Here is a 13522-nt window from a genome sequence, read left to right as displayed (position 1 = left end):
CTGGACGCCGAGTTCCGCAGCCTCGACTACACGCTGGACTCCACCTCCCAGGTGCTCTCGACCCTGACCGAGGCGGCCGGCATCGCCATGGCGCCCCCCTCCCGCCGCAACAAGCTGCGGCGGTTGGACCTGATCATGCGGGACGCCCGGAGGGCCACGATGCTGTTGGTCGCCCGCAACGGGGAAGTCGAGCAGGGGATCGTCGAGTTCCCGGAAGACATGACCGAGGATCAGTTGGACGACCTCGCCAAGGCGCTCAACCTGAAGCTGGAGGGGGTCGACTTCACCGCGCTCGTGGCAACGATTATCGAGACCGAGAACGCCGGTGCCGACTGGAAGTCGGTCGCCGACGAGATCGAGGACATTTTGGAGGACGGCGCCAGCCAGCGGATCTTCCGCGGCGGCACGGCGAACATCCTGTCGCCCCGCCACTTCTCCGACATGGAGACGGTCCAGGAGATCGTCGACGCCCTGGAGCACCCGCGGGTGCTGTCGGGCCTGATGACCGCGGTCACCGACTCGGCGACGGTTCTGGTGTTCATCGGCCAGGAGGTCCCGGTCGAGCAGATGCGGGCTTGCACGGTGATCTTCGCCCCCTACGGGGCGGGCGACGACCGGCAGGGAAGCGTCGGAGTGATCGGCCCGACCCGGATGGATTACCCGCACACGATTGCGGCGGTGGAGGCGGTAGCCGCCCGCCTCAGCGCACTTCTCGAAAACGCCGGTTAACTTAGTAGTTATGCCGAGGGACTACTACGAGATCCTGGGCGTCTCGCGGGACGCGTCAGAAGATGAACTGAAGAAGGCGTACCGCAAGCTGGCGCGGGAGTGCCACCCGGACGCCAACCCGGACGACCCGGAGGCCGAGACCAAGTTCAAGGAGCTCGGTGAGGCTTACGGCGTTCTCTCCGACCCCAACCGGCGGAGCAACTACGACCGGTTCGGCGCGGCCGGGATGGGAGGCGGCGGCGGGTTCGACCCGTTCGACATCTTCGCCTCGTTCTTCGGCGGCGACCCGTTCGGGTTCAACCGCAGAACCGGCCCCCAGCGCGGCCGGGACCTGGTCGTGGCACTGGAGATCACGCTCGAGGAGGTCGTCACCGGCGTCGCCAAGAGTTTCCCCGTCCGCAGCCTTCGCAACTGCACCCGGTGCACCGGGTCGGGGGCCGAGCCGGGCACCAGCTCATCCACCTGCGACCGGTGCGGTGGATCGGGCACGGTTCGCAGCATGCAGCGCGGGTTCTTCGGCAACGTCGTTACCGCGTCGACCTGCCCTACCTGCGGCGGCCTCGGGCAGAAGATCCTCAGCCCCTGCGTCGAGTGCCAGGGCGAAGGCCGGGTCGAGCGGGAGGAGGAGGTCAAGGTCGAGGTGCCCGCGGGCGTCGACGACGGCATGCAGCTTCGGGTCACCGGCAGGGGAGAGGCGGGGCCGCGGGGCGGCGTCGCCGGCGACCTCTACGTCCAGCTGCGGGTCAAGGAGATCAAGGGTTTCGAGCGGGACGGCGCCGACATCCTGCTGTACACCGAGATCCCGTTCAGCCAGGCGGCCCTGGGGACCACGCTGAAGATCGACTCGTTCGACGGCAAGGTCGAGGTGGACGTGCCTCCGGGGACCCAGCCGGGGGAGACGCTGGTGTTGAAGGGCCAGGGGGTTTCGCACCTGGGGAAGAGCGGCCGCGGCGACCTGCTCATCCGGGTCGGCGTGAAGGTCCCGACCGGTCTGTCGAGCGAAGAGGACGGCCTCATCCGCAAGTTCGCTGCGCTGAGGGGCGAGGACGTGTCCGAGCACCAGGGCTTCATCGGCAAGATCCGCAACGCCTTTAGGTGAGCCCGACCGACCACCACGGCCACTTCTTCACCACCCCCGACCTTTTAACCGACACCACCGTCTATCTCCGGGGCCCCGACGCCCACCACCTCAGGGTCCGCCGGGCCAAACAGGGCGACAAGATTCATATCGGTGACGGCTTCGGCCGCATAGCCGAGGCGATCATCTTCACCTCGACCGGAGCCGAGGTCATAGCGACGGTTTCCGAGATGAAGGTCGTGCCGCCCCCGTCGACCAGGCTGGTGGTCTTCCAGGGCCTGGCCAAGTCGGGCAAGGTCGATTGGATTGTCGAGAAGCTCGTGGAGCTGGGGGTCGACGAGATCGTCGTGTTCTCCGCAGGGCGCAGCGTGCCGGTGTGGGACGAGTCGAAGGCCAACACGGTCCGGCTTCGGTGGGAGCGGGTGGCGCACGCGGCGTCGAAACAGTCGGAGCGGGCATGGCTTCCGGTGGTGACGGGCCCGCTCGGGCGGAAGGCGTTGCTGGAGCGGGTGGGCTCGATGCCGGCGGTGCTGGTCGCCGACCCGCAGGCCAAGTTGTCGTTGGGGGCCGCGCTGATGGACCTGGGCGACGTGCCGGAGGTCGGAATCGTCGTCGGCCCGGAGAGCGGGCTGTCCCGGGACGAGATCGGCCAGCTGGTCGATGCGGGAGCCCGGCCGGTCACACTGGGAGGGCAGATTCTACGCACGGAGACCGCCGGATTGGCTCTCTCGGCGGTCGTAATGCACCACCTCAATCGCTTCGGTTGACAACTTCGCTAGGCAAATCCGACAAAGTGACGTAGAGTCACATAGGGTGGTAGTTGGGCGGGTATGCGGTCACCCTTTGTGACCAGCATTGATAAGAAGTGCGGGGATTGGGGGGTTTGCCTACATGAGTTACGCATCAATGGTCGGGGAGCGCCTTCGCAACATCCGACTCCAGAAAGGCCTTTCCCTTCACGACGTCCAAAGTGCCTCAAAGATGGAGTTCAAAGCCTCGGTTCTGGGCGCCTACGAGCGTGGGGAGCGCAGCATCTCGGTGCCCCGCCTGGAGCGCCTGGCGCGCCTGTATCAGGTGCCGGTTGACCATCTTCTGCCCCGCAGCGGGGACAAGGCGGAGATCCCTCTGGAGATGAGCCTGGAGAAGCTGCGAATCGACCTGCGCCAGCTGGAGCAGAGCGACGACCCGGACGGCATGGTTCTGCAGCGCTACCTGAACCTGGTGCAGATCCGCCGGAACGACTTCAACGGCAAGGTACTGACGATCCGGAGCGACGACCTTCGGGTCCTGGCCAGCGTGCTGGATCTGTCGCTGGACGAGCTGGCGCAGCGGATAGAGGAACTGGGCGTCAAAGCCAGCTGATCCTCAAGGCCCTTACCCCTCCAGCAGGGTCGAGGCGACCTCCATTGCCTGGGCCAAGGTCATTGCCTCCCCACGTTCGATGGCCAGCAGCCGTTCTTCGGACTCCAAAGCGGCGACCGCAACCTGTTTAGTTCTCACGAACTCGCTGTGTTCCCTGGGAGCGAGGCCGATTCCGGTCTCGGCACCCTGTTTCTCTACGTAGGCGCATAGGGATAGGCACTGGGCCGGCCTCGACTCGACTACGTTTCCGGCCGCAAAAGCAACTGCGATGATGCCGGCCCACTTCTGAGCCGGCTCCCGGTTGTGTCTGAGGGAGTTGAGAAAAGCGTCGGTCGCTTCGGCCCGACGCCCGGCGTACACCTCCAGGAGACCGAGGAATCCGTAGCCCATCGGCAGCCCCCCGGTATCGCCGAGGCGCCGGGCCATTCGAAGCCCGTCATGGATCAACCGGCGGCCTTCGTGGAACCTTCCCAGTTTCCCGAGGGCAAGCCCGCAATCCCGCTTCATTTGGCCGATCATCGTCTGATGTGCCGCTTTTCGGCAGGCCGCCAGTGAGGATTCGCTCTTCACCAGGTGCGTTTCGTCGTCCCCATAGTGCCAGGCCAAGGCGCCGTGGGTGCCCAGCGCAATTCCCAGGCCCGCCTGGTCCCCGACCTGAGTGAACAGGGCTTCCGCTATCTCGAGGTGGCCAGCCAGCTCGCCGATCTGGCCGCCGCCCCACAGGCGGGACGCGGCGATACCCGAGCGTGCCCAGGCCTCCAGAACGATGAGATCCGTTTCGGCATCCGTACGGTCGAGAACCATTCCCAGGGCCTCGAGGTTGGCGGATTCGCACCTGACTGGGTCGCCCGCCCACCACGAGAGATGGGCGAGGGCACACAGCGCCTTGGCTCTGGTCCTGAAGTCTCCGCCGGGAAGCTCCAGGGCACGCTCCAGGGCTGAAGCCCCTTCGATATTCATTCCCAGCGCCGCCCAGTACCAGTGCAGGGAGCTGCTCAGCCTCAGGGCGTCCTCGGCGCGGCCGTTGCGGATTGCCCACGTCAACGCTGCAACCAGGTTGGGGTAGGCGGTGGTCAGGCGCTCGAACCACTTCGCCTCATTCGGGCTTCTCAACTCGGAGGCCGACCGTTCGGCAAACTCAACGAAGTAGAGGCCGTGACGTTTTGCCTGCTCCTGGTCCTCTCCCCGTCTCAGCAAAAGAGTCGCGGCGAACTGGCGAATCGGCTCCAGCATCCGCCACCGGTCCGGTCCTTCGGATCGAAGTAGCGAGACCTCACTAAGCCGGCTGAGAGTGTCCGCCAGATCGTCCATCGGGTCGATTACGGCGACCGAGGCGTCGTGGGTCGTGAAGGTCGACCTCAGGCAGGACAGCCGTTCGAAGAACCTCGCTTCCTCGGGAGTCAGTGTCCTGTGGCTGAGGACCAGCGCCAGCTCGATAGAGCGGTGGCGGCCCCTGCCGGATTGGGCGGCATCGAGTAGGGGGAGCATTGCCCCGTCCGGGAGGCTGTCGAGGGTCGACTCGACAGCGGCCAGTCCCCCCATCGTGACTACCAGCGGGGCCAGACACTCGATGGCCAGGGGTATCCCGTCGAGCCGGCTGCAGAGTTTCAGCACCACCGGGTCGTCGATATCCGGCCTGCTTACCGGGGATCCGGGAAAGGCCAGCGCCAGCAGAAGCTTCGCCGTGTCCTGCTGGGAAAGCCCGGCGAGGTCGTACACCTTCTCCCGCCGAGCGGCCAGGGCGGAGCGGCTGGTCGCGATTATCCGAAGCTCGGGGCAGCGTGCGGTGACAGCGTCGCAGAATCGCCGAACCTCATCGATGAAGACCTCGGCATTGTCGAGCACCAGGAGCATTTTTCGGTTGGACAACCGATCGACGACGGTGTCCAGGATGGGACGGTCGGGTTGGGTGATAGAACCCAGGCGGTTGGCGATGAACGTGATGGGATCGCCGAACCGGTCGGCTTCGGCGAGGTCGACGTGGCCGACCTCCCCAAACCGACCCTCCAGCGAGCCGGCCAGAACGGAAGCGAGGCGGGTTTTGCCGATGCCCCCGGGCCCTCGCAGCGTGACGAGCGGTGCCTCTTTGAGGAGCTCGGCCAGCTCGATCAGGATCTCAGACCGTCCGGTAAACGGCGACTGGACGGCTGCCGGCTCCTGCACGGAAGGCTGGAGGGGTCCCCCCAGCTGCCAGAGGTCTTCGGTCACCGGGTGCATGGCCACACGATTGCCGGCGATCTCGGCGAACCGCCGGATCGCAGCCGTAGCAACGATCGCCCCATCCGGGGCTTTGGCGGCGAGGTCAAGCATCCGCCGGTTGTCGCCCGAGCCGATGTCGGTCACCAGGTGGGCCACCGCCCCCCCGGCAAGACCGCTGCTCGGGGCCAGAATGCCCAACGCGCCGGTGGCGGCCCGAAGGGCCTGTGCCACCCCTCCAAAACTGGCCGTCAGAGCACCTTCGGAAAGCTGCTCCACCAACCCGCTGCAGCCAGCAACCGAACAGACGAGCTCGGCGAGGACCATCTCAGGTAGCTCGTCGATCAACAGGCCCAGCCCCACCCGCCGGTTGGTTGCCGGCCGTGGGAGCGTTGCGGCCGTCAATTCCGAGCCCGATTCAGAGGACAAGAGCTGGTTGAGTGTGGCTTCCGCCCTGAGTTTCAACTCCTCGAGCTCGTTCAGCCGGGGTGCAACGAAGCTGTCGGGAGCGAGATCGGGAAGCCCTCCGTTCGATCGGGCAAGGGCACTGCGGAGAAGGGACTCGGACAAAGCCGGCTCGGCGTGAGTCAAAGCGATGCCCGCCTCCGCAAGACGGCGAAAGACAGCGATGTCCAGAGCGACGTCGTCGATGTTCAGGCTGTAGCCGTCACCGGATCTGCGTATCCATGATCGGCCGGCGTCACTCAGCGCCTTTCGCAACCGGCAGATGAACTCATGAAGACTGCCGCCGGGGTCTGCGGGAAGCTTGTCGGGCCATAGATGAAAGACGAGAACATCGGCGGGAACCGCGGTTCCCGCGCACAACGCCAAAAGGCCGAGGAGGTGGCATCCCCTCGGCCACAGGCGGACCTCGCGGCCCTCAACCCGCACCCGCACCCCGCCGAAAACTTCGACTTCCACCAAGCCACCCCGCAATCGCCCGACCCTGGTAATTGAGTCCTGCCAAATATTAAGGCGCTCGGCCGCGGCTGCCAGCTTACGGGATGTCCCGTGTCAGTCCGTGAAGCCCGGCTCCGGTTCAAGCCCGGCGCTTTTGCATATCAGGCCGACCGTGACGTACTGGCCGATCACCATAGCCAACTCGGTGATCAGATCCCGTCCGACCGCAAGTTCGAAGAGCCGCCGAATCCGGTCGTCGACCTCTCCCAAGTCCAGCATCTGGTCCGTCGCTGCGACCACCACCTCTGATGGACTGCCGAGGCTCGTCTCGGCGAACCGCTCCGCCGGCGCCAGGGCAAGCCCTACCTGGTCTGGGGTCAACCCCAGGTGCAGGCCGATTGCGCGGTGCGGCCCGACGATGTAGTCGCTCCCGCGCCGGTTCGCGGTCCGCAGTATCGCCAACTCCCGAAGGACGGGAGGAAGCGTCCCGCACGAAAGGAGGGCGTTTGCGAAACGCGTCCATGGACCGGCGATCTCTCCCGGCAGCCGGCTGAGAACCCTGTTGAGTTCAACCGGCGGCGGCAGCTTGAGGCCCTCGAACCCCACATGGGGCTCGATCTGCCCCGGGCCGGGTCGGTCCCCCGACTCACTTCCGGTTCGGTTCATCTTCATGCTCCTATCTGTTGCCTGGCCAGTGTCTCGAGGCGTTCGCCGATTGGCGCTCTCTCCCTCAGGTCGACCTGCACGTCGACGATGCACGGGCCCCCGGAGGCGAGAGCCGCCGTTAAGGCGCCGTCCGCCTCGCACTCCTCAGCGACCGCAATCCCGGTAGCGCCCCAGGCCTCGGCGAGCTTTGTGAAGTCGCACCTTAGGAACCGGGCCTCAGAACCGAACGGCCCATTGGCCGACATACCCGCCTCGACCATCTGGAGCCCGCCGTTGTTCAGAACGACCCAGATCGCCGGCACACCCCGGTCGGCCGCGGTATGGACCTCCTCGGCCATCAGCATCGAACCGTCCCCGGTCAGGCAGGCCGCCGGCCTGCCTCCGGCCAGGGCGGCGCCCACCACCCCACAGGTCATATGACCCATACACCCGAACTGCGACGGGATTCTGAGGAGGCCGGGCTCCGGGGCCCGCAGCCAGTGAATGGCCCACGCCATACAGCTGCCCGGCTCGACCAAAATCGGGCAACCACTGCGGGTAAGGACCCGTTCCATAGCGCCTATCAGGTACTGCGGACGAACCCCGCCTCCGCACCGGGCTTCAAGCGTCCCGGGATACGGAGAGCCGTAGTCGACAGGTCCGGCGGCTGCAGGCATGAGGGGAGTCAGCTGTTCCAGGAAGGATCCGACGTCACCCTGGATAGTCATCAGGTGTCTGGCCCGGGGACCGTCCGCGGCCGGGTTCAGGTCTACCTGGATGAAGCCTGCGGAGGGTGTCAAAGAGGGGTCCCATCCCCCGGAGGCCTCTCCCATGCGGGTGCCCAGCACCAGGCACACCTCGGGCCGGTACTCGGACAGCCACCTCCGGGCTTCGGGGTGCCCGCCCATGCCGGTGACCATCAAAAGGCGGGGGTCGTGGTCGGAGACCACGCCCTTTCCTCGGGCGGTGGTGAGCACGGGCGCACCGGTCCGCTCGATGAACTCCCTGACCTGACGCGAGCCGGACCGGGCACCGTGGCCGGCCCAGACCACGAAGCGGCGCCCTCGAAGAAGCGCTGCGGCCTCCGCCACCGCCGAATTGTCGACGGCCGGAGGGTAGGCGGTAGCGCGGGGTCTCACGGCGAACTCGGGAACCGGCAGGTTTTGAACCGACACCGGGATGCTCAGATGGGCGAGGTACCCGCCCGGCGCCTGCAGCCGCCGGCTCAGGCGATGCAGGCAACTCCCAAGCTGTTCGGGCAGGTCCAGGAGAAACACGTCGTCAAAGAGCCATCCCGGGCTGAAGAAGTCAGCCGACGGCACCATCGCCGGGGTCTCCTGGATGGCGCACGTCCCAGTTTGCGAGGGGGAGGTTCGTGCCGAGATCAGGATGATCTTGGCCCCCTCGTGCCGGGAAGCCACCAGACCGCTCAGGGTGTTTGTGAGGCCGGGACCGGTTGTGCAGAAGACTGCGACCGGCCGGTTGCCGGCAACACCGGCTTCGATTGCGGCAAAAACCGCCCCCTGTTCGTGGCTGAAACAAACCTGCCCGATTCCTTCGATGAGTGCTCGCCAGATCCGCGCGATGCCTCCGCCGGGCACACCGAAGGCCCACTCAACCCCCAGGAACGACAAACCGCTGACCAGGCTGCTCGAAAAGTCGCGGTCAACCGCAGCAACTCCGCCTATCGATTGGGAGAAGCCGGCCGGATCGGCGGGGGCAACCGGGCTCACGACCGGACTCCGCCGGCTTGTTCCATCAGGTCGGCCGCGGAGCAGAAGAAGGCCTTGACGGAGTCCTGGTCGCCATCCTTGAGGTCCCGAAGAAAGCCTTCCAGCCGGGAGATGTAATCGGTAAGGGCTTGCACAATTGCCTCCTTGTTGCTCGTGACGATTTCGAACCACAGGGCCGGGTTGCCTGCGGCAAATCTGGCCTGATCGTTAAAGGACGCACCGGCCAGGTGACGCGCCTCGGTCGACTCCTGCGAAAGGGCGGCCAGTACCAAAGCGCTGCTCAGTACGTGGGGCAGGTGACTGATCCGGGCGCAGATTCGGTCGTGGGTCCAGGGGTCCATGAACACGGGGTCCGCACCTGTCGACCGGATCAGCTTCTCGGCAATTGCCAGGGACCGGGGGGAGGTTTCAGCAACCGGGGTGATCGCCCAGGCGGCGCCCCGGAACATCCCTTCTCGCGCCGCGTCCGGACCCCTCGAGTTGGTGCCTCGCATCGGGTGGCTGGGGACAAAGTGCGGGTCTCGTATAGCGGCGGCGAGATAGGACTTGGCCGAGGCGACATCGATCATCGTGGCGTCAGAGGTTTCCCTCAGTGCGGCAGCGACTTCGGCAACCTGACCGGGAGGGACGCTCAGAACGACGGCGTCGCAGCCGGCGAGGCCGGACAAGGACGGGACGGTGCGCGTAACTGCCCCTATGTCGACGGCTTTGCGCATGTGCTCCGAATTGATGTCGTAGCCGGTGCAATCCGACCCCACCCGGACGAGGTCAAGGCCGATCGACGCACCGACTGCGCCCAGGCCAGCAATTCCGATACGAACCGGAAGGTGCGGGCCGGCGATGTGGCCATCAAATGGGGTGGGGCCTTCGTTCTGCAACTGCCACCTCTCGTTTGTGTCCAGAGCCGAAGCGAATGTCCGGCCGGGCGTCTACAGATCCAGCAAACGCCAGAGGACAGGCCATTTAGCCGGACAGAGGCAGGACAGGTCTCGACATCTGTCGTGGAATTCGGAGGTGCTACGGAACCTGGAGCCGGTAAGGCAAAATGTGGCTGCGTAATGACGAAGGGAAACCATGGGGACTGGTGGTTACGGCCGGCTGATCCACGAGGCCAGAGAAAAGAAAGGGCTGAGTCAGTCCCGGCTTGCAGAGAAGGTGTTCGTCAACTCCCGGACCGTGAGCCGGTGGGAAACGGAGCGGACCCGGCCCTCAGGGGAGTCGATGAAGTTGCTCGCCATGGTTCTTCAGATTCCCCTGGAAGACCTGGAGGCGGCCGTTGCGGCGTCCTCGACGGCGTCGAGCGGGGCGGAGCCAGAAAGTCCGCACCAGGCCGGCGCCGGTGCTCGACAACGGATGGGCGAAGCGCCTGCCGGGCGCTCGGGTCGCCCGGAAACCACACGACGAAGGCCTCTCACCATGGTCCTCGCCGCCCTGGCAGCGGTTGCGGTGATCGCAGCCCTTTCCTTGCAACCGTCGCTCACCGGCGGTGGTGAAAATTCGCAGGCCGGCTCGACACCATCGGACCAGTTCGCAGAGGCCCCCTCGCCGGTCGTGTCGGCGATTCCTGCGGGCGCCGTCGCTAAAGCCGTTCTCGGGCGCGACCTCAAGCCCGAGGAGGTAACTCCGTGCGGTGGGCAGAACGTTGGACCCGGTGCCGATTGGGTCTTCGGACCGGCAACCCTGGGCGGAGTTGAGTACGACGCCGCCTTCCGATGCTCATTGTCCGGCGGGTCTTCCGGCGAGCTGACTTTTCGCCTGGACAAGAAGTACTCAAGAGTGCAGTTGGTCATGGGCCTGCTCTCGGCCCCGGGAGGTGGCTCGGTGAGGTTTGCCGTTCTCAGGGACGGGATGTTGACCCCGATGACTCCTTTCGAGCTTGAGTCCGGAGGGATCAGCACTCTGGATTACAGCGTGGATGGAGTTTTCCGGCTCTCGATCAGGCTCGCCGGAACAGGCTCATCCGGGACAGGCGTAGCGCCCGCTACTCCGGTGGTTGCATCGCTGATGCTCTTCTGAAGCCTCGGGCGGCCAGCCGAGGTCTAAGCGGTGTCTAAGGGGCGAGGAGTACAACAGACTCAACGCAAGTTCTGTTCTTAACCACCTGAGATTCGGGAGGGTTAGTTGAGTCGGCCAGAGTCCAACCGATGATCCAGGCGCTCACGTCGGCACAGCTGCCGGGCGAGTTCCTGGATCGCCTCCTTGGCTGCAGGGTTTGCGGCGATCCTCAGCCGTCGACCTATGAGGTTTCGCTGCTTGGCGAAGAAGACGGGGAGGTTTCCGAGTCCTCGGTGCTCCGCCTTCTTCACCTCTGCACACCGTGCGCGGCGTCCTTCCTCAGCGCCGATTGGGGGACGCTCAGCCGCCGGAGCAGCTCAAGAGCCTGATTTCCCTTCTAAAACCCAAAATTCTTAGTTAAACCGCTTGCTTATCGTCCTCAACGCGCTAATCTCTAAAGGTAACGAGATTGGGTTTTAGGAGGACGAGATGAGCAGCGTCGCATTTCACGGCTACCGCATCGGAACCAACAATCGGACGGTCAAGGCCTTCGCCGCCGGCCGCACATGCGCCGACCCCGGCTGCCGCACGACGCTCTCGATCTACAACTCCAACGACCTCTGTTTCGTCCACAAGAGCCCCAGCAAACCTAAGCGCAACCGCGCTACCAGGATGCCGGAGCACTAGGTTCAGGGAGGTGCATTGCGATGACGCAAGGCGAACATGAGTTCATCGGCGCCGAAAAGCACGTGACGTTCGGCGGCCAGACATCCAACGGTGTCAACATCCCGGGCGGCCTGAGGGCCCCGGTTGTTGTCCCCCACGAGGCCCACACCCGGCACGCTCCGCCGGCCCCCAAGCCGGTACCGGCAACGGTCGGCGCAGAGAAGCACATCACCTTCGGCGGCTCATCCGGCCAGGGGATCAACATCCCCGGCGGGCTGAGGATGCCCACCCCCAAGTCAGACCGCTAGAGGCTTTAAGCCCCGTTACAGGAGACATAGTTCGATGAACCCCACCGACACCATCCAGGCCCCCACGCTGCGTTCCGACCAGGCGCTCCAGCACGCGTTGCACCGCCTCTGGACCGATCACGCCATCTGGACCCGTGAGTACGTCGTTGCCGCAATTGCCCAAACCCCCGACGTCGGCGCGGCCGCCAACCGGCTGCTCCGCAACCAGGAGGACATCGGCAACGCCATCGTCCCGCTCTACGGAGAAGAAGGCGGCGCTGCCCTGACCGACCTGCTGAAGCAGCACATCCTGATTGCTGTCGACCTGGTGGCAGCCGCCATGGCGGGCGACCACGAGGCGTTCGGCGAGGCCGACGGCAAGTGGGACCGCAACGCCGTCGACATCGCAGAATTCCTCGGCAACGCCAACCCAAACTGGGACAAGCGTGACGTGCACGACCTTCTCGCCCAGCACCTCGAGCTGACCCGGGGAGAGGTCGTCGCCCGCCTGAGCAAGGAGTGGACGAAGGACATCGCAACCTTCGACGACATCATGACCGAGCTGCTGACCCTCTCCGACGCCCTGGCGGCCGGGATCGTCAAGCAGTTCTCCGACCGCTTCGGCGACCCTGCGACCGACGACCCCGCCTGGGGACTGCGCCGGGCGATGGACCGCCTGTGGTCGGACCACGTCTTTTGGACCCGCAACTACATCGTCGCCGGGCTGGCCGGGGCCGAGGACGCCGGGGCCGCCGCCGAGCGGCTGCTCCGCAACCAGGAGGACATCGGCAACGCCCTGGTGCCGTTCTACGGCGAGCAGGCCGGGGCCGGGCTGACCGTGCTCCTCAAGCAGCACATCCTCATCGCTGCCGACATGGTCGGCATGGCCAACAAGAAGCAGTTCGGCGAGCCGTTCGAGGAGCTCGAGGCCCGCTGGAGCCAGAACGCAGCCCACATCGCCGGCTACATGAACGCGCTGAACCCCTACTGGCCGCTGGCCGACGTCCAGGACCTGCTGGGCCAGCACCTGTTCATCACGCTCGAAGAGGTCCGGGCACGCTTCGAGGGTGACTGGGAGGCCGATGTGCGGCACTTCGACGACATCCTGACCGAGATCCTCACGATGTCGGCAGCTCTGTCTGCCGGTCTCGTGCGGCAGTTCCCCGACCGGTTCCCCGCCCCGCCGGTCTCCGCCGGTCGGGTGCCGGTTCCGGCCGCAGCAACCGGGGGACGGCTGCCGGAACCCCCGAAATCGGTTCGCTGGACTCCGGAGCGGAACTCAGCCGGCGACGCCCGTTCGCCGGAACCGTCGCCGGCGCCGGTGGAGCCGGCACCCGAGCAGCCGTCCACCCCGGCGTACCGCGCTCCGGAGCAATCCTCCCATTCGGAGAACGAGCCCGGAGGACGGATGAAGTGGCGCTCGACCTTCCGCAACGCGGTCTTCAGCAACCGCGCAGAGGTCAAGAGGTAATCCGGTGACTCCGACGGACGTGGCGGAGGCCACGACGCTTGTCGACTTCCAGGACCTCCTGGGAGTCGACGGTCAGCGGTACTCGGCCGGCTCGTTCAAGGACAAGCCGATCCTGGCCCTGATCTTCACCGGCAACGCCTGTCCGACCGCCAAAGCGTGGGACGGCGAGCTCGCCCGGCTCCAGCGCATGTACGACCACTTCGGGCTGCAGATCGTGATGGTCAACCCGAACAACTCGTACCTGTCGCCGGAGGACACCTACGACCGGATGATCAAGCGGGCGGAGACCGGAGGGTTCAACTTCCCCTACCTGAAGGACGAGGGGGCGGCACTGGCCAAGAGGCTGGGCGCCACCGTCACCCCGCAGGTGTTCGTCTTCGATGCGGTGGGGGCCCTGAGGTACTCGGGGCGCATCGCCGACTCCCGCCGGCCGGCGGCAACCATGCGTTACGACCTGAAG

General features: G+C 65.8%; 14 protein-coding genes. 10 read left to right on the top strand and 4 right to left on the bottom strand.

The window, feature by feature from the left end; translation table 11 throughout:
- The 4 genes from VFV09_09065 to VFV09_09050 form a co-directional block, all read left to right on the top strand.
- Positions 1-729 (top strand): HrcA family transcriptional regulator (locus tag VFV09_09065; GenBank protein HEU4867865.1); only part of this gene is annotated, 729 nt, incomplete at its 5' end.
- Positions 730-739: 10 nt separating this feature from the next.
- On the top strand, positions 740-1828 hold the full coding sequence (gene dnaJ / locus VFV09_09060) for a molecular chaperone DnaJ (GenBank protein HEU4867864.1): 1089 nt from the start codon (positions 740-742) through the stop codon (positions 1826-1828).
- Positions 1825-2574 (top strand): RsmE family RNA methyltransferase, encoded by a 750-nt coding sequence (locus tag VFV09_09055; GenBank protein HEU4867863.1) that lies wholly within the window; start codon positions 1825-1827, stop codon positions 2572-2574. The genes dnaJ and VFV09_09055 overlap by 4 nt, the downstream gene beginning before the upstream one ends.
- Positions 2575-2698: 124 nt before the next feature.
- The gene (locus tag VFV09_09050) at positions 2699-3169 is read left to right on the top strand and encodes a transcriptional regulator (GenBank protein HEU4867862.1); all 471 of its coding nucleotides are present in this window, start codon (positions 2699-2701) and stop codon (positions 3167-3169) included.
- 12 nt (positions 3170-3181) lie between these two features.
- Here the strand turns inward: VFV09_09050 and VFV09_09045 are convergent, their stop codons facing one another.
- The 4 genes from VFV09_09045 to VFV09_09030 form a co-directional block, all read right to left on the bottom strand.
- Entirely contained in the window at positions 3182-6286 is a 3105-nt protein-coding gene (locus VFV09_09045; GenBank protein ID HEU4867861.1) for an NB-ARC domain-containing protein, read from the bottom strand.
- Positions 6287-6379: 93 nt separating this feature from the next.
- A complete protein-coding gene (locus tag VFV09_09040; protein ID HEU4867860.1) occupies positions 6380-6931 on the bottom strand; it encodes a carboxymuconolactone decarboxylase family protein in 552 nt (183 codons plus the stop codon).
- Between the two features lie 2 nt (positions 6932-6933).
- A complete protein-coding gene (locus tag VFV09_09035; GenBank protein HEU4867859.1) occupies positions 6934-8643 on the bottom strand; it encodes a thiamine pyrophosphate-binding protein in 1710 nt (569 codons plus the stop codon).
- The gene (locus VFV09_09030) at positions 8640-9521 is read right to left on the bottom strand and encodes a prephenate dehydrogenase (GenBank protein HEU4867858.1); all 882 of its coding nucleotides are present in this window, start codon (positions 9519-9521) and stop codon (positions 8640-8642) included. Before VFV09_09030 ends, VFV09_09035 begins: the two co-directional genes overlap by 4 nt.
- A gap of 196 nt (positions 9522-9717) precedes the next feature.
- On the opposite strand from VFV09_09030, the gene VFV09_09025 reads away from it, so the two are divergent.
- The 6 genes from VFV09_09025 to VFV09_09000 all read left to right on the top strand — a co-directional run.
- Positions 9718-10659 (top strand): helix-turn-helix domain-containing protein, encoded by a 942-nt coding sequence (locus VFV09_09025; protein HEU4867857.1) that lies wholly within the window; start codon positions 9718-9720, stop codon positions 10657-10659.
- 128 nt (positions 10660-10787) lie between these two features.
- The gene (locus tag VFV09_09020; protein ID HEU4867856.1) at positions 10788-11027 is read left to right on the top strand and encodes a hypothetical protein; all 240 of its coding nucleotides are present in this window, start codon (positions 10788-10790) and stop codon (positions 11025-11027) included.
- A 100-nt stretch (positions 11028-11127) separates the two neighbouring features.
- On the top strand, positions 11128-11325 hold the full coding sequence (locus VFV09_09015) for a hypothetical protein (GenBank protein HEU4867855.1): 198 nt from the start codon (positions 11128-11130) through the stop codon (positions 11323-11325).
- A gap of 20 nt (positions 11326-11345) precedes the next feature.
- On the top strand, positions 11346-11612 hold the full coding sequence (locus VFV09_09010) for a hypothetical protein (protein HEU4867854.1): 267 nt from the start codon (positions 11346-11348) through the stop codon (positions 11610-11612).
- 34 nt (positions 11613-11646) lie between these two features.
- Positions 11647-13062 carry a hypothetical protein gene (locus tag VFV09_09005; GenBank protein ID HEU4867853.1) on the top strand — a complete coding sequence of 472 codons (1416 nt, stop codon included), beginning with the start codon at positions 11647-11649 and terminating at the stop codon, positions 13060-13062.
- A 4-nt stretch (positions 13063-13066) separates the two neighbouring features.
- Positions 13067-13522: redoxin family protein (locus tag VFV09_09000; protein ID HEU4867852.1), on the top strand; the 456-nt coding region annotated here is incomplete at its 3' end.

The organism is Actinomycetota bacterium, assembly GCA_035759705.1.
Taxonomy (GTDB): Bacteria; Actinomycetota; CADDZG01; order JAHWKV01; family JAHWKV01; genus JAJCYE01.
This window is presented reverse-complemented; position numbering and strand designations above follow the sequence as displayed.